Annotated in this window: 19 protein-coding genes, 1 pseudogene and 1 riboswitch; of the genes and pseudogenes, 15 read left to right on the top strand and 5 right to left on the bottom strand. The window is 62.8% G+C overall.

The window, feature by feature from the left end; all coding sequences use genetic code 11:
* Nucleotides 1-102 precede the first annotated feature (102 nt).
* The 9 genes and pseudogenes from miaA (at nt 103) to B0E51_RS04820 (ending at nt 7,726) form a co-directional block, all read left to right on the top strand.
* Nucleotides 103-1,083, top strand: coding sequence for a tRNA (adenosine(37)-N6)-dimethylallyltransferase MiaA (miaA, locus tag B0E51_RS04860; protein WP_077443946.1), 981 nt, complete (start codon nt 103-105; stop codon nt 1,081-1,083).
* A gap of 133 nt (nt 1,084-1,216) precedes the next feature.
* Nucleotides 1,217-1,504 carry an RNA chaperone Hfq gene (gene hfq / locus B0E51_RS04855; protein ID WP_077443730.1) on the top strand — a complete coding sequence of 96 codons (288 nt, stop codon included), beginning with the start codon at nt 1,217-1,219 and terminating at the stop codon, nt 1,502-1,504.
* Between the two features lie 57 nt (nt 1,505-1,561).
* Complete coding sequence (gene hflX / locus B0E51_RS04850; protein WP_077443729.1) at nt 1,562-2,863, top strand: ribosome rescue GTPase HflX; 1,302 nt, start codon at nt 1,562-1,564, stop codon at nt 2,861-2,863.
* Between the two features lie 180 nt (nt 2,864-3,043).
* Nucleotides 3,044-4,117, top strand: coding sequence for an FtsH protease activity modulator HflK (gene hflK, locus B0E51_RS04845; protein WP_077443728.1), 1,074 nt, complete (start codon nt 3,044-3,046; stop codon nt 4,115-4,117).
* Nucleotides 4,117-4,986 carry a protease modulator HflC gene (hflC, locus tag B0E51_RS04840; RefSeq protein WP_077443945.1) on the top strand — a complete coding sequence of 290 codons (870 nt, stop codon included), beginning with the start codon at nt 4,117-4,119 and terminating at the stop codon, nt 4,984-4,986. The genes hflK and hflC overlap by 1 nt, the downstream gene beginning before the upstream one ends.
* Before the next feature lie 11 nt (nt 4,987-4,997).
* Nucleotides 4,998-5,180, top strand: coding sequence for a DUF2065 domain-containing protein (locus B0E51_RS04835; protein WP_077443727.1), 183 nt, complete (start codon nt 4,998-5,000; stop codon nt 5,178-5,180).
* An 81-nt stretch (nt 5,181-5,261) separates the two neighbouring features.
* Nucleotides 5,262-6,554: an adenylosuccinate synthase gene (locus B0E51_RS04830; RefSeq protein WP_077443726.1), complete on the top strand. Its 1,293-nt coding sequence runs from the start codon at nt 5,262-5,264 to the stop codon at nt 6,552-6,554.
* 283 nt (nt 6,555-6,837) lie between these two features.
* Nucleotides 6,838-7,377 (top strand): annotated as a pseudogene (locus tag B0E51_RS04825) (SprT family zinc-dependent metalloprotease); the annotation flags it as partial.
* A 79-nt stretch (nt 7,378-7,456) separates the two neighbouring features.
* Nucleotides 7,457-7,726, top strand: a complete 270-nt coding sequence (locus B0E51_RS04820; protein WP_077443724.1) for a hypothetical protein — start codon at nt 7,457-7,459, stop codon at nt 7,724-7,726.
* 26 nt (nt 7,727-7,752) lie between these two features.
* On the opposite strand, the gene B0E51_RS04815 is transcribed toward B0E51_RS04820, so the two are convergent.
* From B0E51_RS04815 to B0E51_RS04805, 3 genes are all read right to left on the bottom strand, one after another.
* Nucleotides 7,753-9,330 carry an inorganic phosphate transporter gene (locus B0E51_RS04815; protein WP_143525793.1) on the bottom strand — a complete coding sequence of 526 codons (1,578 nt, stop codon included), beginning with the start codon at nt 9,328-9,330 and terminating at the stop codon, nt 7,753-7,755.
* Nucleotides 9,331-9,489: 159 nt separating this feature from the next.
* The gene (locus tag B0E51_RS04810) at nt 9,490-11,133 is read right to left on the bottom strand and encodes a hypothetical protein (RefSeq protein WP_143525792.1); all 1,644 of its coding nucleotides are present in this window, start codon (nt 11,131-11,133) and stop codon (nt 9,490-9,492) included.
* A 13-nt stretch (nt 11,134-11,146) separates the two neighbouring features.
* Nucleotides 11,147-12,187, bottom strand: a complete 1,041-nt coding sequence (locus B0E51_RS04805) for a hypothetical protein (RefSeq protein WP_217333066.1) — start codon at nt 12,185-12,187, stop codon at nt 11,147-11,149.
* Nucleotides 12,188-12,441: 254 nt separating this feature from the next.
* Between B0E51_RS04805 and B0E51_RS04800 the strand changes: the two genes are divergently transcribed.
* The 4 genes from B0E51_RS04800 (at nt 12,442) to B0E51_RS04785 (ending at nt 16,879) form a co-directional block, all read left to right on the top strand.
* Complete coding sequence (locus B0E51_RS04800) at nt 12,442-13,476, top strand: phospholipase D-like domain-containing protein (protein WP_168172574.1); 1,035 nt, start codon at nt 12,442-12,444, stop codon at nt 13,474-13,476.
* A gap of 177 nt (nt 13,477-13,653) precedes the next feature.
* Nucleotides 13,654-14,427, top strand: coding sequence for a hypothetical protein (locus B0E51_RS04795; RefSeq protein WP_143525791.1), 774 nt, complete (start codon nt 13,654-13,656; stop codon nt 14,425-14,427).
* 326 nt (nt 14,428-14,753) lie between these two features.
* Complete coding sequence (locus B0E51_RS04790) at nt 14,754-15,695, top strand: sensor domain-containing diguanylate cyclase (protein ID WP_077443718.1); 942 nt, start codon at nt 14,754-14,756, stop codon at nt 15,693-15,695.
* A gap of 170 nt (nt 15,696-15,865) precedes the next feature.
* On the top strand, nt 15,866-16,879 hold the full coding sequence (locus tag B0E51_RS04785) for a sensor domain-containing diguanylate cyclase (RefSeq protein WP_077443717.1): 1,014 nt from the start codon (nt 15,866-15,868) through the stop codon (nt 16,877-16,879).
* A gap of 75 nt (nt 16,880-16,954) precedes the next feature.
* Here B0E51_RS04785 and gcvP read toward each other — a convergent pair whose 3' ends face one another.
* Nucleotides 16,955-19,825, bottom strand: coding sequence for an aminomethyl-transferring glycine dehydrogenase (gene gcvP / locus B0E51_RS04780; protein WP_077443716.1), 2,871 nt, complete (start codon nt 19,823-19,825; stop codon nt 16,955-16,957).
* A gap of 51 nt (nt 19,826-19,876) precedes the next feature.
* Nucleotides 19,877-19,983, bottom strand: a riboswitch (glycine riboswitch).
* Nucleotides 19,984-20,174: 191 nt separating this feature from the next.
* On the opposite strand from gcvP, the gene B0E51_RS04775 reads away from it, so the two are divergent.
* Nucleotides 20,175-20,582 carry a VOC family protein gene (locus B0E51_RS04775; RefSeq protein WP_077443715.1) on the top strand — a complete coding sequence of 136 codons (408 nt, stop codon included), beginning with the start codon at nt 20,175-20,177 and terminating at the stop codon, nt 20,580-20,582.
* A gap of 135 nt (nt 20,583-20,717) precedes the next feature.
* On the opposite strand, the gene B0E51_RS04770 is transcribed toward B0E51_RS04775, so the two are convergent.
* Nucleotides 20,718-21,161 carry a nuclear transport factor 2 family protein gene (locus B0E51_RS04770; RefSeq protein WP_077443714.1) on the bottom strand — a complete coding sequence of 148 codons (444 nt, stop codon included), beginning with the start codon at nt 21,159-21,161 and terminating at the stop codon, nt 20,718-20,720.
* 212 nt (nt 21,162-21,373) lie between these two features.
* Between B0E51_RS04770 and B0E51_RS04765 the strand changes: the two genes are divergently transcribed.
* On the top strand, nt 21,374-21,625 hold the full coding sequence (locus B0E51_RS04765) for a DUF6597 domain-containing transcriptional factor (RefSeq protein ID WP_077443713.1): 252 nt from the start codon (nt 21,374-21,376) through the stop codon (nt 21,623-21,625).
* Nucleotides 21,626-21,692: the final 67 nt, after the last annotated feature.

The raw sequence follows: 21,692 nt of genomic DNA, 5'->3' as shown, positions 1-21,692 counted from the left end.
GTCTTCGTCGCCCGGTACAAAAGAAACTGCCTGCATTGAACGCATCGTTGACCATGGCGGTTGACGCCGGCTGCGAACAGCCATGCCCGTTACAATGGAGGCATGCCTGTCGACCAGCGCCCTCTCGCCATTTTCCTGATGGGCCCGACTGCTTCGGGCAAGACGGCGCTCGCATGCGAACTGAGCGAACGCTTCCCGCTGGACTTGGTCAGCGTGGATTCGGCGCTGGTCTATCGCGGCATGGATATCGGCACGGCCAAGCCGGATGCGGCGACACTGGCGCGTTATCCGCATGCGCTGGTCGATATCCGCGATCCGGCGCAGCCGTATTCGGCGGCGGACTTTCGGGCCAACGCGCTGCCGGTGATGCAGCAGATCAGCGTGCGGGGCAGGGTGCCGCTGCTGGTTGGTGGCACCGGGCTGTATTTCCGCGCACTGCAGCAAGGGCTGTCCGATTTGCCGGAAGCCGATCCCGCCATCCGGGCACGACTTTCCGCAGAGGCGGAACAAGTCGGCTGGCCGGCGCAGCATGCACGATTGCTGAAGCTGGATCCGGTCGCTGCGGCACGCATCGGCTGCAACGATGCACAGCGCCTGCAGCGCGCGCTGGAAGTGATCGAACTGACCGGCCGACCGCTGTCCGAACTGCAACGTGGCGGCAGCAGCGCACACTTCCCGTGGCGCGTACTCAAGCTGGCCCTGCTGCCGGCGGGTCGCAGTCGGCTGCACGAACGCATCGCCCAGCGTTTCGATGCGATGCTGGCGACCGGCTTCCTCGAAGAGGTGCATGCCTTGCGCGCCCGCGGCGACCTGCATGCCGAGTTGCCGGCGATCCGTGCGGTCGGTTATCGGCAAGCGTGGGAGTATCTGGATGGCGATTCGACGTCCGGCGAGTTCCGCGATCGCGGCATCTTCGCCACCCGCCAGCTGGCCAAACGGCAGATCACCTGGCTGCGCAGCGACGTCGGCGCGCGTCTGTTTGATCCGGACCGCCCCGATTTGCTGGATCGTGCAGTCGATGCCGTACAGCTGTTTCTGGGTGCTTCGGACGAATCGGCGCACGACATCGCGCCGACAGCGTGATCCAGTGCGCCGCCAACGCGCAAAAATCCCCTTTCATCAAGCGTTTGAAAACAGCTAACATCTCCGATGAGTTGGGCCGGGGCGCCTTCGGCGTTTTTTCCCGGGCCTGTCCGTTGCAAGGGGAGAACAAGAAATGTCCAAGGGACAATCGTTGCAGGATCCGTTTTTGAATGCGCTTCGGCGCGAACGCGTGCCGGTCGCCATCTATCTGGTCAACGGCATCAAGTTGCAGGGGACGGTCGAATCGTTCGACCAGTTTGTGGTGCTGCTGCGCAATCAGGTCAGCCAGATGGTCTACAAGCACGCCATCTCCACCGTGGTGCCCAGCCGCAATGTGCGTATCGGCAATGGCCACGACGGCCATGAAGGCCACGATGGCCATGTCGACCCGGTAGCCGCCTCGAATGACGCGGACGCTTGATTGATGGGGTAACTGCCCGCATGACGTGGGTCTGCTCCTGAAGGATCACTCCCACTCGTGTTCGACAGACAAAAGAAAGGCGACCGCGCCGTGCTGGTTTTGCCGCATTCCCGCGGCGAAGGCGATACGGCGCGTCGCGCCGAGGAATTCGCCGAGCTGGTGAAGTCGGCCGGCGCCGAGGTGCTGGGCGTCATCAGCGCCCGCGTCGAGGACCCCAACCCGCGTTATTACATCGGCACCGGCAAGGCCAACGAGGTCGCCGAGGCGGCGCGTGCGCTGGAGGCCGACCTGGTGCTGGTCGACCACGTGCTCACCCCGGTGCAGGAGCGCAACCTCGAGAAGCATCTGGGCATCCGCGTGGTCGATCGCGCCGGGCTGATCCTGGACATCTTCGCCCAGCGCGCACGTTCGCACGAAGGCAAGCTGGAAGTGGAGCTGGCCCAGCTCAAGCACATCGCCACCCGGCTGGTGCGTGGCTGGACCCATCTGGACGCCCAGCGCGGCGGCATGATCGGCAACCGTGGCCCGGGCGAAACCCAGCTGGAGCTGGATCGCCGCCTGCTCGCCGAGCGGGTCAAGATGCTCACCAAGCGGCTGGAAAAGGTGCAGACCCAGCGCGGCCAGCAGCGGCGTGCGCGGCTGCGCAACACGGTGCCACGCGTGGCCCTGGTCGGCTACACCAATGCCGGCAAGTCGACCCTGTTCAATGCGTTGACCACCGGCGAGGTGTTCACCGCCGACCTGCTGTTCGCCACGCTCGATCCCACCGTGCGCAAGCTGGAAGACCTGAGCTGCGGCCCGGCAGTGCTGGCCGACACCGTCGGCTTCATCCGCGAGCTGCCGCATGACCTGGTTGCCGCGTTCCGCGCCACCCTGGCCGAGGCACGCGATGCCGACCTGCTGCTGCACGTCAGCGATGCCGCCGACGAGGAGCGCGAACGGCTGCATCGCGTCGTCGACAACGTGCTGGAAGAGATCGACGCCGGCGACGTGCCGCAGCTGCACATCATGAACAAGATCGACCTGGCCGGTGCCGAGCCGCGCATCGACCGCGATGCCGCCGGCAAACCCGTGCGGGTCTGGCTGTCTGCCGCCACCGGCGTCGGCCTCGAGCTGCTGCGTCAGGCGCTGGGTGAACTGCTCGGCGGCGAGCGCGTGCAGTCGGCGCTGCAGTTGCCACTGTCGGCCGGGCGCCTGCATGCGCGGCTGAAGGCGGCTGGCGCGATCACCGGTGAAACGGTGGACGAACACGGCTGGCAGCTGCGCATCGACGCACCGCGCAGCGTGATCGCGCCACTCAGTGGCGGCAATGCGGCCGAGACCCTGCTGTTGCGTGAGCTGCTGGCCCCGGCGGAATAGCGTCGTGGCACAGCGGACGACGCCAGCTTGCTCTGCTAGAATGCCCGGTGTTTGTGCGGCTACCTGACGGGGTCGCACGGTGCTTCAACAAGCTTTGGTCCCATCCCTCATGGGTTACTCCGTTCAACGTGTGTTCCGGCCGTGGTTGCCGGCCTCCCGACGGCCTCAAGGAGACTGACAGTGGCATGGAATGAACCCGGCAAGAACGGGCAGAACGATCCGTGGAACAGGAAGCGTCCGTCCGGCAAATCGCCGCTGGACGAGTTGCTCAACACCATCCGTAGCGCCACGAGCAGGCTCAGGCAGGGTCCGGGCAGCATCCTGGCGGCCGTGTTGCTGGTGCTCGTGGTCGGCCTGCTGCTCAGCTGCTACACCATCATCGGCGCGCGCCAGACCGGCGTGGTGCTGCGCTTCGGCGAGTACTCGCGCACGCTGACGCCGGGCTTCCACCTGAAGCTGCCGCAGCCGTTCGAGTCAGTCACCAAGGTCGAGTCCACGCGAATCCGCTCGGTCACCGACAAGGTGGCCATGCTGACCCGCGACGAGAACATCATCACCATCGACTTCACCGTGCAGTACCAGGTGGACGATTCGCGCAAATACCTGTTCTCGCTGAATGATCCGGACGGCACCATCGGCGCTGCCGCCGAGGCCGCCGTGCGCTCGGTGATCGGCAGCAGCGACATGGACCAGATCCTGTCCGCCGCCGGCGCCAGCCTGGTCAGCGAGGCGCAAACCACCCTGCAGAAGACGCTGGACGGCTACGACTCCGGCCTGCGCGTCACCGAGGTCAGCTTCCAGAACGTGTCCCCGCCGAACGAGGTGAAGGACGCCTTCGACGACGTCAACAACGCCCGCGAGGACAAGCAGAGCATCGAGAACGGTGCCCTGGCCTATGCCAGCAAGGTGGTGCCGGTGGCGCGTGGCGACGCCGCGCGCATCGCAGCCGAGGCTTCCGGCTACCAGGCCGAACGAATTGCCCGCGCCCAGGGCGACATCGCGCGCTTCAACCTGCTGTTGACCCAGTACAAGGCGGCGCCCGAAGTGACGCGCAAACGCCTGTGGCTGGAAACCATGGAACAGGTGATGGCGAACAATCCCAAGGTGATCGACGGCTCCGACGGCCGCAACATCATCAATCTGCCGCCAGCGCAGGCAGCAGCAGCGGCACCGGATGCCGGCACCGTCACGGCGGGCGCGGTCACGCCGGCACCTGCCAGTAACAATGCAGCCGACAAGGGGACGCAGCCATGATGAAGCTCACCTCCGTCATCATCGCCGCCATCGTCATCCTGCTTGGCCTCAACAGCATGTTCGTGGTCAGCGAAGGGCACAGCGCGCTGCTGCTGCAGTTCGGCCGCATCGTGCATACCGATTACCAGCCGGGGCTGCACTTCAAGCTGCCGGTGATCCAGCAGGTGATGGACTTCGACAAGCGCATCCTGTCGCTGGATGCGCCGCCGGAACGTTATTTCACCTCCGAGAAGAAGAGCGTCAACGTCGACTTCTACGTGAAGTGGCGCGTGGTCGACAACGCGGCCTATTACCGCGCCACCGGCGGCGACCAGCTGATGGCGGCGCAGCGGCTGACCCCGATCGTCAAGGACGGCCTGCGCTTCGAGTTCAACGCACGCACCCTGCCTGACCTGATCTCCGGCGGCCGCAAGGACATCACCGAGCGGGTACGCACGCAGACCGATGCCGCCGCGCGCAAGAACCTCGGCATCGCCGTGGTCGACGTGCGCATCAAGCGCATCGACCTGCCCAACGAGGTCAGCGAATCGGTCTACAAGCGCATGCGTGCCGAGCGTCTGCAGCTGGCCAACGAACTGCGCTTCACCGGCCAGGAATCGGCCGAGACGATCCAGGCCGATGCCGATCGCCAGGGCCAGGTGCTGCGCGCCGATGCCCAGCGCGACGCCGCCAAGATCCGTGGTGAGGGAGATGCCCAGGCCGCGCAGATCTACGCCCAGGCCTACAACCAGGATCCGGAGTTCTTCGCGTTCTACCGCAGCCTGCAGGCATACGAGACATCGTTCAAGGATGGCAAGGGCGTGCTGATCCTGAAACCCGATTCGGAGTTCATGCACTACTTCAGCCAGCCGGCTGCCTCGAAGCGCTAAGGCGCGTTCCGATGCACCAGTTGGTTGCCGCGCTGTGCCTGATGATGGTGATCGAAGGGCTGTTGCTGTTCGCGGTGCCGCAAGGCTGGCAGGCGATGGTGCGCGAGGCGCTGAAACTGCCGCCACGTACCTTGCGCCTGTACGGTGCCGGCGTGATGGTGGTCGGGCTGCTGCTGTTGCAACTGTTTCATTGATACGCGCAGCGGCCTGGTGCCGCCGTGCTTGATGTTTCCCCCGGCTCCCGTGCGGAGCCAACCCAAACGAGCGAGAAGATCATGGGTAAGTCAGTCGTAATTCTTGGTGCCCAGTGGGGCGACGAGGGCAAGGGCAAGATCGTCGACCTGCTGACCGAGCGCGTCAGCGCCGTGGCGCGTTTCCAGGGCGGCCACAACGCCGGCCACACCCTGGTGATCAAGGGCAAGAAGACCGTGCTGCACCTGATTCCCTCGGGCATCCTGCGCGATGACGCGCTGTGCCTGATCGGCAACGGCGTGGTGCTGTCGCCCGCCGCCCTGATGGAAGAGATCGCCGAGCTCGAGGCCAATGGCGTCGAAGTGCGCTCGCGCCTCAAGATCAGCCCAGCCACGCCGCTGATCATGCCGTACCACATCGCCGTCGATAAGGCGCGCGAGATCGCTGCCGGTGGCAAGGCCATCGGCACCACCGGCCGCGGCATCGGCCCGGCGTACGAGGACAAGGTCGCCCGCCGCAGCGTGCGCGTGGCCGACCTGATGTACCCGCACGAGCTGCCGGCGCTGATCAAAACCGCCGTCGACTACCACAACTTCATCCTCACCCAGTGGCTGAAGGTCGAGCCGGTCGATTACCAGAAGGTGCTGGACGACGCGCTGGCCTGGGGCGAGTACATCCGCCCGATGGTCGACGACGTCGCCACCATCCTGCACGACGTGCGCAAGGACGGCGGCAACATCCTGTTCGAGGGTGCGCAGGGCGCGCTGCTCGACATCGACCATGGCACCTATCCCTACGTCACCTCCAGCAATACCACCATCGGCGGCGCACTCGCGGGTACCGGCGTGGGTGCGCGCGACATCGATTACGTGCTGGGCATCTGCAAGGCCTATGCAACGCGCGTGGGCAGCGGCCCGTTCCCGACCGAATTGAACGACGAGATGGGCGAACGCCTGCGCAAGGTCGGCAACGAGTTCGGCGCCAGCACCGGCCGGCCGCGCCGTTGCGGCTGGATCGACCTGGTCGCGCTCAAGCGCGCCACCCAGATCAACGGCATCAACGGCCTGGCCATCACCAAGCTCGACGTGCTCGACGGCCTGGAAACCATCAAGGTCTGCATCGCCTACGAATACCGCGGCAAGCGCCGCGAACTGGCCCCGCTCGACGCCGACGGCTGGGACGAGTGCAAGCCGGTCTACCTGGAATTCCCCGGCTGGGAAGAGTCCACCGCCGGCATCCGCGAGTGGAACAAGTTGCCGCCCGCGGCACGCGCCTACCTGCGCGCGGTGGAAGAGCTCTCCGGCTGTCGTCTGGCGTTGGTCGCCACCGGCGCGGATCGTGATGACACCATCGTGCTGGATGATCCGTTTGCTTGATTGGTAGCAGCAGTAGGAGGACGAGGGCACATCCCAACGAGCCGTCATCCCCACGAGCCGTCACCCTAACGAGCCGTCATTCCCGCGAAGGCGGGAATCGCACTTCAACAACGAAACCGATCATCCATCCCGACCTTGCTGCTCTAGCCGTCACCACAAAAAGCCCCGCATTGCGGGGCTTCTTTTTTATGTAGCGCAAATCAGCAGATCCGGCCGATTTGCCGACAGCCATTGACCTACGTGCGCTATGGCGTGCCGGTGAAGACCGAGGCGGGTCAGACAGCAACAGAAGAAGCTGCTTGCGCAAGAGCGGGAAACGCCGCGCGAATACCTTGAGCGTGAAAGCCACTATGTCTGGGGGCGGCGTTACTTGCTGCAAATCGTCGAGGTGGAAGCACGGCCTTCGGTTCATCTGATGCACAGGCACCTGCGGCTGCAGGTTCGTCCCGGCACGAGCGTGAAAAAGCGTGAAGTGCTTCTGGCTGACTGGTACCGCAGCAACTTGAAGCTTGCCGTGCCGGCGTTGCTGGCAAAGTGGGAACCGATCGTTGGCGCATGGGCCGAACACTTTTACGTGCAGCACATGAAAACGAAGTGGGGCAGCTGTAACCCAACAGCTCGGAATATCCGGCTCAATACCGAACTGGCCAAAAAGCCGCCCGAGTGCCTCGAATACATCGTCGTTCACGAACTCGTACATCTGCGCGAGCCGACCCACAACGATCGATTCATCGCGTTGATGAACAAACTGATGCCCCACTGGCGTGATTGCCGCGACATGCTCAATCGCCTGCCGGTGCGCAATGAGCACTGGGATTACTGATAGAGGGTATTGACCTCAGCTTCGCGTTCTTGGCGTTACGGTTCGAGCGAATAGCTACATTTCGCCACGAGGAACCACCATGTCCGACGAACATGTCAAGAAGACCCCCGCCGACCATATCGGCGATACGGTGGCGCAGCTCAAGGAGATGCGGCATTACTCCAAGAACAACGTGGAAACGCTGACGGCGGAATGGCTGTTGTTCGACGGCGAGTTGTCCAAGCTGAAGCTGGCCGACAAGATTGCCGACCTGATGGATCGGCAGGGGCAGCTGCATGAGGCACTGGAAACGGTGATCACCGATCTGGAAGAAGTGCTGGAGAAAATGAAGCCGGCACCAGAAGAGTAAGTGCCGGGCTCTTCGACAGTCTTTCTTCAGAAGATGTGCCGGAACACCACGAACAACGAGCCCGCAAGCAGGATCGAGGCGGGTAGCGTCAGCACCCACGCCATCAACAGGCTACGCACCGTGCTCCATTGCAGGCCCGAGCCATTCGCGGCCATGGTGCCGGCGACGCCGGAGGTGAGTACGTGGGTGGTGCTGACCGGCAGGTGATACATATCGGCGGCCTGGATCAACACCATCGCCACCAGTTCGGCGGAGGCGCCTTGGGCATAAGTCAGATGTTCCTTGCCGATGCGCTCGCCGACGGTCACCACGATGCGCTTCCAGCCGACCATCGTGCCCAGGCCGAGGGCCAGCGCCACCGCGACCTTCACCCATGGTGGAATGAACTGCGTCGCCTGCGTGCCGAGGCCGCGCCATGAGGTGAGCGTGGCGGTCTGTTGCGAAGTGAGACCGGGCTGCTTCAGCACCAGCGGGATCGCGGCATCGGCGAGGTAGATATCGTTACGGACGTTGCCCATCTGATCCTGCGGCACCGCCTTGAGCGAGGTGCGGTCACCCAGCTGCTTGTCGATCGACGCCATCAGCGCGGAAAGCGCTGGCGCGGTGCCGGGCAGGAATGCCTGTTGTTGCACGGCGGCGGTGACGGTCTTGCGCGGATCGGCAGTGACGCTCACGCCGTTGCCGAGGCTGGCCAGCACCTGTTGTGCTTCCGCGGATACCTGGTGGAAGGTCTTCACCTGGTTGCCGGTCACTGCACCGTTCAATGCGTAGGCGGTCGGCACGGTGCCGATCAGGATCAGCATGATCAGGCCCATGCCTTTCTGGCCGTCGTTGGAGCCATGGCTGAAGCTCACGCCGGTGCAGGTCAACACCAGCAGTGCACGGATCGGCCACGGCGGCGGCTTGTTGCCTTCCGGCGCGCGATACAGGGCAGGGATCTTCACTACCGCCTTCAGTATCACCATCAGCAGACCGGCCAGCAGGAAGCCGGCGATCGGCGAAAAGACCAGGCCCCTGAACACGCCCATCGCGGCGTCCCAGTTCACGCCACTGGTGCCGCTGGCGGTGGACATCAGCTGGTTCGCCAGGCCCACGCCGATGATCGAGCCGATCAGGGTATGCGAGGACGAATTCGGCAGCCCGAAATACCAGGTGCCCAAGTTCCACAGGATCGCCGCGATCAACAGCGCGAACACCATCGCGAAACCGGCCTGGCTGCCTACCTGCAGGATCAGCTCCACCGGCAGCAGCGCCACGATGGTGAAGGCGACTGCGCCGGATGAAGTCAGCACGCCGAGAAAGTTGAACGCGCCCGACCAGATCACCGCCAGGTTGGGCGGCATCGAGTGCGTATAGATCACCGTGGCCACCGCATTGGCGGTGTCGTGGAAGCCGTTGACGAATTCGAAGCCGAGCGCGATCAGCAAGGCCACGCCGAGCAGGATATACGGCGCCGCGTTACCGGATTTGACGACGGCCAGATCCTGCATGAGGTGCACGGCGGCGTAGCTGCCACCGATCAGCAGGATCAGCCCGAAGATGATGGCGAACAGGCGACCGGAGCTACGGCCCGGAGTCGCAATGGCAGCGGCATCGGATGACATCGGCATCGTCTCGTCGGTTGGTCTGGACCCAAGCTAGACGAGAGTCGCGACAGAAGCGTGACAGGCGAGAAGAATGCCGGAATGGGCGCGGTCCTTGCTGTTCTCGTGGCTGTCGTGGCGTATCGAAGCTTGCCGGATGCAGGCCACGAGTGCAGCGGATTAGCGCTCTGCGCTGTTACGGGGGCTGCCGATGCGGGTCTGTCGAAATTCCATGGCGGCGAGCCTGAAAGGCTCCACTGCCGCCTCGAAATACTGGTGGCCGGCAAGGCTCGGAGCCTGCAGCGCGCTGCTGTCGGACCAATCGGCGAACTCGGACAAGGCAGCAGCATAACGTTCGTCGATCTGCTTCAACGCCTTGCTCACGTTGTCGTCGATCAGCATGACATCCCGATCGCGTGGTGCATACGCGATCATCTTCGCCGAACGGTTGACGCACTGTCCCATGACGGTGGGTACCTGGATTTGTTGTGGTCCCATGTTGGTCGATATGACCGGGCCCAGCGCAATCGTGACGCGCAGCTTGATCGCGTCGGCGGTATCTGCTGCGAGACCCTGCCAGCGCTGGGTCTTGAAGTCCCTGAACTCACTGATCATATCCGCCCCGGTGCATATGGCCCGCAGCACCGGATTGCTCGTCTGAATGCGGGAATCGAAGCCGACGTAATGGAACCGGATCAGTGTGCCGTCGCCATTGAATTTCTCGACGATGCCGGAATACAGATTGGTTCGCCCGTAGATGTACTGGCTGAAGCGGTTAATCATCCGGGCCGCGTCGACCAAGGGCACTTCGCTGAACAGAGCTGAGGAGTGTGTCAGGTCGACATACATGATCACGGCATTTTCGAGATTCAGCTCGTCCTGCAGCCCCAGTATGCGCAAGGCATTCGGGCTGGACTGGAAATAATGCAGTCTGCCTGCCATGCCGGTGTCGCTGGTTTCGTGGATGGCTTCCTGCAGATGCTTGCGGTCGTCGCTCTGGAAGCCAAGTTCGTCGATGTCGTAGACGCTCCCTGGCAGGGTCTTGTTGAAGACCTGCACGACGCCGATCTGTCGCCCCTGCCAGTGCACGGGTGAGGCCAGCGTGTGGACCGGCACAAATCCGGACTGTTTGTCATACGAAGCGACGTGGCGGACATTGGCCTGCAGCTTGTTGCTGCCGATCAGGGTTGCCTTGTCCCAGCATTCGCCAACCACGGTCCATGTCTCGACCAGTTTCATCTTGAGGATGGCGGCGGTGGCACCCGGATCGATGTTGAAGGCGGCGACGAATGCGAAGCTGCGCGGGGACTCGGCCTTTTCATCGCCCGCATTGAACACCGGGATGTAGATGGAGGCGGCCTGTGCATGCAGCGTGCCGGCCAGTTGCTCGATCATGCCGGTGAGCTGTGTGCGCAGCTTCAGCAGGTCCCGGTGCGCGGGAACGTCAGCGTCAGCGGCAGTCTGCGCATGGGATTCTGCCTTCAACACATCGGCCCGCAGGCGTGTGATTTCGGCGTCCTTGATCGCCAGCTCGGTGTCCTTTCCGGTCACGACCTTGTCGTGATAGAGCTTCGCCATGGTAGCGATGCCACAGGCACCGACGAAGGCGCCGGCGACCTTTGCATATTCGATCCAGTCGATCACGGTTCCTCCCAGACGATCTATTGGGGCCCGATATCCTGGGCACAGGACGCATGGTACGAACGGCAATACGCTGCAGTTAGGCGGACTGCTTCCTCGATCTTGCAAGTTGCCTCGATCCCGCAATGGCGCCTTGCGTCGTTGAATATAGCGCGATTGTCTGCGGTTGACCGGGCGGCGCATGAGACGTGGATGGTCAGGGTCGCGTGGCGAGCTTTTCCGCCAGCTTGGAGCTGTGTGGCGCCGCCAGTCCGCCGTAATGCAGGTCGATCTTGTTCAGCAGCAAGCGCGCTGCATCGGGCTTGCCGTTGGCCAGCAGGTCTTCCACTTGTTGCAGTTGGGTGGCCAGTGTCTGGTCGATATGCGCGCGGCAATCGGTGACCTTGCCCGGATCGGGCTGCACGGGCTTGTCCAGCAAATCCAGCGCGTGATTCAGCGGCCCGGGTGCGACCACCTCATGTCCGGACCAGGGCGCCGACACGGTATCCAGGTGGAAGACGCACCATTCGCGCATGGACTGCTGGCTGCGGGTATCCATGTCGAGGTGGTCTTCATCATTCCGACCGGTGAGATAGACCAGTCGCATGGCGTCCTGGAATTGCCGGAACAGGGGTGCCGGCGGCAGCGAATGCTGTGCGCTGCCGATCGGGTCACTGCCGGCAAGCAGCAGCGCTCCGCGGAACAGATCCGGATAGCCCAGCGCGATGCGCTCGGCCACCCGCGAACCGCCGGAGAAACCGCCGATGTAGATGCGCTGCGGATCGACCGGATATTTCTGCATGATGTTGTAGGCCGCCAGCAAGGCCAGCGGCACGCGCCGGTCCAGCACATCGGCGTCATTGCCGGAGTTCGCGGCGCTGACGTAGATCATGTCGTGGCGATCCAGGGGCGATGTCCACACCGGCGGCACGACGGCCTGCGGCCATGGCGGCACGAACACCAGCAGGGCATAGCCGTGCGGCGGTGCATGAGAGGGCAGGTAGACGGCGAATTTCTCGTGCGCGAGATCGAGCGGTTGCTCGCGTATGGCGTGGCCTGGTCGCATCGACTCCTGGCTGATGCGCAGCGCGTTCAGCGGGCTCAGCAGTCGCCGCACCAGTTCGCTGCTGCGTGACAGTGGCGAGTAGCCGGTGAAAATCACATCGCGTTGCAAGCCCGTGGCGATGGGTGCGTCACCGGCGGCTGCCAACAGCGGCATCGACAAGGCGGCGAGCAGGAGCAGGCGGCGGGCGGGCATGCGTGGACGGTAGCACTGGCGAACGAGCGCCGTGGTTTCAGCCTGTACGATTTCTGAACGCAGGAACATGCACTGATTAACGGAAAGAGCAGCGTCACATAGTCAAGCTCCAATCGCGCACGGCTGTGGCGTTACGCGCCTGCTGCAGGGGAGCACTGGATTGGTTGGACAGCCGGCATCCGCCCATGGAGGGCGGTGACCACGAACCGCATGGACACGCGTCTCAATTCTTATCCAATCAAAAGGACTTAAACATGAAAGATCGTTGCGGGTTATCCGTTGCCGTCAAGGCAGCACTTTTCGCCTCTGTATTCTGTGCCGGCTGTGCTGGTGTTTCTGCACAGACTCTCGCCGATGCAGGCAGCCAAGCCACCACCGTCACCCAGACGCTGGTGATCGAACCGGATCAGGGCCTCACGCCCATCTACAACCTGATCAAGTCGGCCAAGTCCAGCATCGACATGACCATGTATGAGCTGGTCGATACGCAGGCTTCGGGCCTGCTTTGCACCGCCGCCGAAAGCGGCATCGCGGTGCGCGTGATCCTCGATCAGAACCTCGAGAAAAGTAACAACACGGCGGCCTACACGCAGCTTAAGGGCTGCGGCGTGAGCGTGGTCTGGGCATGGACCAAATATGCTGCCACCCATCAGAAGACCATCACCATCGACGGCACCACCAGTGCGGTGATGACGCTCAACCTGACCAGCCGCTATTACAGCACCACCCGCGACTTCGCGGTGATCGAGAACGATGCAGCCGATGTCGCCGCGATCGAAAGCACGTTCAACGCCGACTTCAAGTCACAGACGATCACGCCGCCGGTCGGTGACGACCTGGTCTGGAGCCCGACCGTCTCCAAGACCGATCTGGTCAATCTGATCAATGGGGCGAAGGGCAGCCTGCTGATCGAGAACGAGGAGATGAGCTACAGCACCATCGTCACTGCGCTGGAGAATGCGGCCAAGCGTGGCGTCAAGGTGACGGTGTGCATGACCAACGACGACAACGACTACGAGAGCGAATTCGAGGCTCTCACGAAAGCCGGTGTGAAAATCAGCACCTATCCGGATACGACCACGGGCTTTTACGTCCACGCCAAGGTGATCGTGGCCGATTACGGCACCTCGACCGCGAAGGCTTTCGTGGGCTCGGAGAACTTCTCCTCGGCCTCGCTGACGGAGAACCGGGAACTCGGGCTGGTCACCACCAACGCCACCATCCTGACCCAGCTGAACACCACACTCAGCGCCGACTATGCGGGCGGTACGCCCTGGACCAAGTCGTAAGCCAATTGCCGAAGCGCATGGTGTGCGCACACCATGCGCTTCGGCGTATCTACCGGCGGATGCTGATACGCCGCACCGGACCTGTGTGGTCGTACGTGCTGTCATCCAGGCGGGGCTGTCGGCGTTACTATGGAGGCTGGACGGACTGATCGATCGAATTTTTCAAGGGAAATGCGCATGTACGGCTTGTTTGGTAAATCTGCGCGGACGCTGCTGCTGCCTGCGCTGCTGGCAGGTATTTTCGGGGTGCCTCTGATGGCTGCTGCGGCAACCGATGGAACCCCGGCACCCAAGAGTGCGGATACGGCACCAAGCGATGCCGACCTGGCGTCGACGAAGTGTGCGATTGGGGAGGAGCGTTTCCTTCCCAGCGACTATTTCTATTGCCTGGCCACGCAGAGCTATGGCGAACAGCACTACAGCTATGCGCAGAAATTTTTCCTGGATGCGGCCAGCTGGGGCAGCAAGCCGGCGCAGTACGTACTTGGCATCATGGCGCTTGATGGCGATCACCAGCCGGTGAACCGCCCGCTGGCGCTGGCATGGCTGACGCTGGCGGCGGAACGGCCACAGTCCAGTTTCAAACAGGTTTACCAGTCGGCATACACCAGTGCCACGGCGGGCGAACGGCAGGCTGCCGAATCGCTGCTGGCGAAACTTCGCCCGACCTATGCCGATGCCACCGCGGCAGTACGTGCCGAGAAGCGCTATGCGCAAGGCATGGCCCAGCTTGCACGGATGAATGCCGGTGAGAGCAATTACTGCATGGAGGGCATCATGCCGATAGATTCGGCGCCCGATCCCCAGCAATGCCTGCCGATGCAGACCATGGTCAACGCGATCGACAAGCAGGCTGCGATCGTCTTCGATGGCTGGTCCGGGCACGTAAGTGTAGGTGCGTTGCAGCAGGTGACCACGCCCGCAACGAATCCGCCGCATCCGGTGAAGTGATGTTTCCAGTCGTCTGAGCGGCGATTCCTGCCGCGGCCTGTCCTGTCCGGCTTGACGTGTGCGGGGTTTCGCTAGCCCCGGTTGTGTGGGCAGCGTCGACATCCAGGCTGGCCTGCCTGTTCGCTATCCGTCATGACTGAGCGGATGGCCGGAATGGGCATAACCATTGCATGCACCTGTACGATCCGGAGGAAGGACGTAGCTTCACACCTTCCGCTTGCCCGGGAAGGGATGGAAGTGACGTCATGCAGCCACGGGAGCCGCACTCTTGCAGGCATTAGCCGGCTCCCGTGACCGCTTTTCCAACATGAGCGGGATCGAAAGCGATGGCTGATATCGAAAAAAGAGTGGAGTCCGATGGCGATGTCTACAGGACCCTGCTGGAGTCGACCCGGGCCATCCCCTGGAAGATCGATTGGGCCACCATGACATTTGCCTACATCGGACCCCAGATCGAGACCCTGCTTGGCTGGGAACCTTCCAGCTGGGCCAGCGTGCAGGACTGGATCGATCGCATGCACCCGGAAGAGCGGACATGGGCGGTGGATTTCTGCGTTGCGCAATCGAAGGCAGGCATCGATCACGAAGCCGATTACCGCGCGTTGTGCAAGAACGGCGACTACGTGTGGATCCGCGACGTGGTGCATGTAGTGCGTAATGCGGATGGTTCGGTCGATTCGCTGATCGGCTTCATGTTCGATATCAGCGAGCGCAAGCGCACCGAGGAGAAATTGCTCGGTCTGCAGAAGGAACTGGAAGAGCTGTCCTACAAGGACGGCCTCACCGGCGTCGCCAACCGGCGAAGGTTCGATGCGATCATGGAAATCGAGTGGGACAACGCGCGGCGCAACAGGCAACCGCTGTCGCTGGTCATGCTCGATATCGATTATTTCAAGCAGTACAACGACCACTACGGGCATCTCGAAGGGGATCAGTGTCTGAAGATGGTGGCCCGACTCCTGGGCACGGCAGCCACGCGGGCACGCGATTTCGTTGCCCGTTTTGGCGGCGAGGAGTTTGTGCTGGTGTTGCCCGAAACCGATGAGAATGCTGCACTGAAAGTGGCCGAACGCTGTCGCGAGCTGATTGCGCAGGAACGGATTCCGCATGATCGCTCTGAAATCGGCCCGGCGCTGACCGTCAGCCTGGGTGTGAGCACCACCATTCCGTCTCATGGCGATGCGCCGCTGCCGTTTATCGAGACGGTGGACAAGCGGTTGTATCAGGCCAAGCAGCAGGGGAGAAACAGGATTGTTTCCAGTAATTAGCCACGCCAGGCTGGAGTGATCAATGCGATGGCGGCGCCGGTCTGGCTGGTATTGCTCCCGAGCGTATCTACGCTTGATGATGTGGTCACCGGCAGCGGGGTCACGTCTGGATCGGCTGCATGTACTTGGCGCGGAGTGATGCCACCCGGATATCGTCAAAGGCAGGGCCAATGAACACGCAACAGTTCAGTTGGAACGGGGACCGGCTACTTGAGGTGATCAGGACGCAGACCGAGATTGCCAAGCTGGGTCTGGATCTGGGTGCCGTGATGGCGCTGGTTGCCGAGCGGACGCAGCAGCTTACTTCGGCGACCGGTGCGGTGGTGGAGCTGGCCGAGGATGGAGAGCTGGTCTACCGGGCAGCTTCGGGCGTAGCCAGCCCGCATCTGGGCCTGCGCCTGCAGCGTGCCATGAGCCTGTCGGGGCAATGCATCGAGGATGCGCGTGCGCTGTCCTGCACGGATTCGGAGACCGACGACAGGGTCAATCGCGAGGCTTGCCGCCTGATTGGTTTGCGCTCGATGGTGGTGATGCCCTTGCGCCATCACGAAGCCGTGGTCGGTGTGTTGAAAGTGCTGTCCGACAAGCCCGGCGCGTTCGACGACGGCGATGTGAAGATTCTGGAGCTGATGTCCGAAGTGATCGCTGCGGCAATGTTCCATGCAGCCAAGTACGAGGAAAGCGAGCTGTTATTCCAGGCAACCCATGACGCGCTCACTGGCTTGCCGAACCGCTCCCTGTTCTACGAACGCCTGCGTCATCGGCTCGCCGAGGCACAGCGCGGGTACGCGCCATTCGGTTTGCTCAATGTCGACATGGATGGCTTGAAGCCGATCAACGACCAGCTGGGTCACCGCGCTGGCGATGCCGCGATTCGGGAACTGGCGACACGGATCAAGGATGCCAGTCGCGCAGCGGATACGGTGGCCCGCGTGGGTGGTGACGAATTTGGCGTGATCCTGTCCAGCATCGACGGCCGTGATGGTGCCAGGAACCATGTCGAACGCCTGGCGGAACAGATCGGGCAACCCTTCGAGTTCGAATGGAAGTCCATTTCGCTGGGCGCAAGCATCGGTCTGGCGATCTACCCGGATGATGGCGAGGAACTCAACCATCTGCTCGACAAGGCGGACCAGTCGATGTACGACGCAAAGCGTGCCAAGCCGAAGCCGTTGCTGCGCTGATTCGTCCTTTGCTAAGCAAGAGGCCCCGCATTCGCGAGGCCTCTTCGTATCGATCCAGCCATCTGCCGCAGCGTCTTAAACCTCGGCTTCTTCCTTGTATGCATCCACCGGGATGCACGCACACATGATGTTCTTGTCGCCGTAGACGTTGTCGACGCGCGCCACCGGCGACCAGTATTTCTGCAGCTTCAGGCTGGGCAGCGGGAAGGCGGCCAGCTCACGCGGGTAGGCGTGGGTCCATTCGCTGCCGCTGACCATGGTGGCGGTGTGCGGAGCGTTCTTCAGCGGGTTGTCCTCGCGGTCGAGCTTGCCGTCTTCGATCGCGCGGATCTCGTCGCGGATCTGGATCATCGCGTCGATGAAGCGATCCAGTTCGTGCTGCGATTCGCTCTCGGTCGGCTCGACCATCAGCGTGCCGGCCACCGGGAAGCTCAAGGTCGGCGCGTGGAAGCCGAAGTCGATCAGGCGCTTGGCCACGTCCTCGGCACCGATGCCGGTGGCGTCCTTGAGCGGGCGCAGGTCGAGGATGCACTCGTGCGCCACCAGGCCGTTACGGCCGGTGTAAAGAGTCGGGTAGTGCGGCACCAGCCGCTTGGCGATGTAGTTGGCGTTGAGCAGGGCGACTTGCGTTGCCTTGCGCAGGCCTTGCTGGCCCATCATGGTGATGTACATCCACGAGATCGGCAGGATCGAGGCCGAACCGTAGTTCGCTGCGCTGACCATGCCGACCGTACCTTCGCCACCAAGCGTACGCGGCAGGAACGGCGCGAGATGCGACTTCACCGCGCACGGACCGACGCCCGGGCCGCCGCCGCCGTGCGGAATGCAGAACGTCTTGTGCAGGTTCAGATGCGATACGTCCGAGCCCCACTTGCCGGGCTTGGCCACGCCGACCAGCGCGTTCATGTTGGCGCCATCGGTGTAGACCTGACCGCCGTGCGCATGCACGATTTCGCAGATCGCGACGATGTCTTCCTCGAACACGCCATGCGTGGACGGGTAGGTGATCATCAGCGCGGCGAGGCGGTCGCTGTACTTCTCGGCCGCGCGGCGGATGTCTTCCACATCGACGTTGCCGTTGGTGTCGCACTTGGTCACCACCACGGTCATGCCGCACATCTGCGCGGAGGCCGGGTTGGTACCGTGGGCGGACTCGGGGATCAGGCAGATGTCGCGATGATCTTCATTGCGCGAGCGGTGATACGCGCGGATCGCCAGCAGGCCGGCGTATTCGCCCTGCGCACCGGAGTTCGGCTGCAGGCTCACCGCGTCGTAGCCGGTGCATTCGACCAGCATCGCTTCCAGACCGTCGATCAGTTCCTTGTAGCCCTGCGTCTGCGACACCGGTGCCAGCGGGTGGATGTTGCCGAACTCGGGCCAGGTCACCGGAATCATCTCGGCGGTGGCATTGAGCTTCATGGTGCAGCTGCCCAGCGGGATCATCGTGCGATCCATCGCCAGGTCCTTGTCGGCCAGCGCGCGCATGTAGCGCAGCAGTTCGTGCTCGCTGTGATGCGTGTTGAACACCGGATGCTGCAGGAATGCGCTCTTGCGTACGAGAGAGCTCGGCAGCGCGTCCGGGGTGGCGGCATCCAGTTCGTCGATGTCGTCGATGGATGCACTGAACAACGCAGCGAGTGCGATCACGTCGGCGCGCGTGGTGGTCTCGTCAAGACTGATGCCGACGCTCTCGCCATGGATCTGGCGCAGGTTGATGCCGGCGGCTTCGGCCTTGGCGAGCAGGGCGTCGGCATCGACGTTCAGTACATGCAGCGTGTCGAAGAAGTCCGGACCTACGATGTGGCCAGCTTGACGCAGCGATGCGGCCAGGATTGACGCGAGGCGATGCGTGCGACGCGCAATGCGGGTGAGACCTTCCGGACCGTGATACACGGCATACATGCTGGCCATCACCGCCAGTAGTACCTGTGCGGTACAGATGTTGGAGGTGGCCTTCTCGCGGCGGATGTGCTGCTCGCGGGTCTGCAAGGTGAGACGGTAGGCGTGCTTGCCCTCGGCATCCACCGAGACGCCGATCAGGCGGCCCGGCATCGAGCGCTTGTACGCATCGCGGCAGGCCATGAAGGCGGCGTGCGGGCCACCGTTGCCGAACGGCACGCCGAAGCGCTGCGAGTTGCCGACCACGATATCCGCACCCCATTCACCGGGTGCGGCAATCAAGGTCAGCGCGAGCAGATCGGTGGCGACCGCGACCAGGCCACCGCGCGCATGCACGGCAGCGGCGATCGCCTGGTAATCGTTGACGGTGCCGAAGGTATCCGGGTACTGCAGCATCACACCGAAGGCATCGAGGTTCAGCGCGTCGACGTCGTTGCCGATCACCAGCTCGATGCCCAGCGGTTCCGCGCGGGTGCGTATCACTTCCAGCGTTTGCGGGTGCACGCCGTTCGATACGAAGAACGTGTTGCTCCTGGACTTGCACGAGCGCTTGGCCAGCGTCATCGCCTCGGCGGCGGCAGTGGCTTCGTCCAGCAGTGAGGCGTTGGCGATCTCCATGCCGGTGAGGTCGGCGCACATCGTCTGGAAATTGATCAGCGCCTCCATGCGGCCCTGCGAGATCTCTGCCTGATACGGCGTGTACGCCGTGTACCAGGCGGGGTTCTCCAGGATGTTGCGCAGGATGACGTTCGGCGTATGGGTGCCGTAATAGCCCTGGCCGATGAAGCTCTTCAGCACCTGGTTCTTGTCCGCGATGGTGCGGATCTTGGCCAGTGCCTCGACCTCGGTGATCGCCTTCGGCACTGCCAATGGCGCCGATGACTTGATCTTGCCCGGCACGATCGCGTCGGTCATCGATTCCAGCGAATCGTGGCCGATGACGCGCAGCATCTGCGCAATCTCCGCATCGTTCGGGCCGATGTGGCGTTCGATGAAGGCGTGATGGTGCTCGAGGTCGCGCAGGGAAGGCGTGTTGGTCTGGCTCATGACAGGCGTCCGGAAATGGCCGATAAAGGCCGGACGTGCGTGCCGCACGTGGGGCGCCCCTCTGTCCTTTTGCCTGAGAGTTTGGAGGCGATAGCCTCGTGCCCCTTCGGCGGCGGCTTGCGCCGATGAAGGCAGCCGCTCTCTCCAGAGTGTTTACGCCTGATGGTGTGGGGCCTGAGCGATTACGGGCGTTGCGTCTTCGGCAGCGGCTGTACCCGGTCAAGGGTCATCCGCTTCTCCCACCAAGCGTTTACCCGGCTGATTATACAGGCGTCGCAGGCAACTGACGATCAGCCGAATCCATACCGTTTATGCTTGGTGACCCACCCTGCAGCCCCGGGAGCGCACGATGATCCGTATCGCAGAGATCGACCATGTGGTGTTGCGCGCCATCGATACGGACGTCATGCAGCGCTTCTATTGCGACGTGCTGGGTTGCCGCGAGGAGCGCCGGCAGGATGAAATTGGCCTGGTGCAGCTGCGTGCCGGCAGTTCGTTGATCGATCTGGTCAGCATCGGCGGTCAGCTCGGTCGCCGCGGCGGAGCTGCGCCAAGCGGCGAAGGCCACAACATGGACCATTTATGCCTGCGTGTGGAGGATTACGACGAGGCGGCCATCCTTGCGCATCTGAAGGCGCATGACGTGCGCATCGGTGAGCTGGGTTCGCGCTACGGCGCGCAAGGCGAGGGTCCGTCGATCTACCTGTACGACCCGCAAGGCAACATGATCGAATTGAAGGGGCCGCCTGTCGTCTGATCGCCACGGCTGTTTCTTGCCGCGCGGCAAGCGTACATGGTGTCGTTCCTGCGACGGCCGTCCCTGCGCCGGTTCCTGAAACAGGAAGGACGCATGACTGATTCGCCATCGATGCGCCTCGCTGACTGCCTGCAGTTACGGCGTTTTCCTGTCGTAGTATGTCGAGTCCGCGGCAATATGACCGCCGCTGACGGTGTAGACGGAGATGATCGGCACCTTGATGAATTTTCCTCCCGCGCCTTTGAGGTGCCCTGACAGCACGAATTGTGCGTACACCCTGTTTCCCGAACGGTCGATGTTCTCGATGGCGTCGTTGGCGTCGGGAATGGCATCAAACAGGCGCTTGTAGGTATCGGCAATCTGCGAATTGCCGGTCAACCCGGGATAGTCTGGACTACGCAGAACCGCGTCTGCAGCATAGATGCCCTCAATCGCAGCGACATCATGCCGATTGAAGGCCTCGAATTTCTGCCGGACCGTCTTGACCGGATCGGCACCATGGTACGAAGCGGCAAATCCGGGTGTGGTCGCCATGCAGCAAGCTGAACACGCAAGCACGATCATCGTTGCTGTTTTCATGTCGGCAAGGCCTCAATTCGCATGCGAAGGGGTAAAGTGTCGAGGTGTTCCCGTACGGAACGGGGTGAGCTTTCTTCGTCTGTCATCGCACTGACGATCGTGATTGCAATGAAACACACATCCAAATGATTGGAAAAAGCCGACACCTTGACGCAACCAGGGCGGATCGACACGGATCTTGCCCGAATGGAGTTGCCGGACAAGGTTGCGGCGTGTTGCGACATTCCCCGCCGCCGGGCAGTTACCGGCATACGCGGTATGCGCCGCCGGCCGCGCTTGCCGGCTGGTTGGAGTACTTCTGGATCGAAAGCTGGGATCTTCGCGAATACGAACCGCAAGTCCGGGAGGTGCTGCCTCAGCCTTGCGTGCATCTCGCTTTCGTGCGCGGTCGTTCGCGCATTTATGGCGTGCAGTTGAGTCGATTCGTTCGAATGCTCAGCGGCAATGAACGGGTCCTCGGCTGAAAATTTCGGCCGGGTGCGTTCTATCCGTTCTTGAGAAAGCCACTAAGTTCGATCTCGAACGCATGCA

It is taken from the genome of Rhodanobacter sp. C05 (genome assembly GCF_002001165.1).
Lineage (GTDB): Bacteria > Pseudomonadota > Gammaproteobacteria > Xanthomonadales > Rhodanobacteraceae > Rhodanobacter.
Note: the sequence above shows the minus strand (reverse complement) of the source record. Positions and strands in the feature narration are given on the sequence as shown.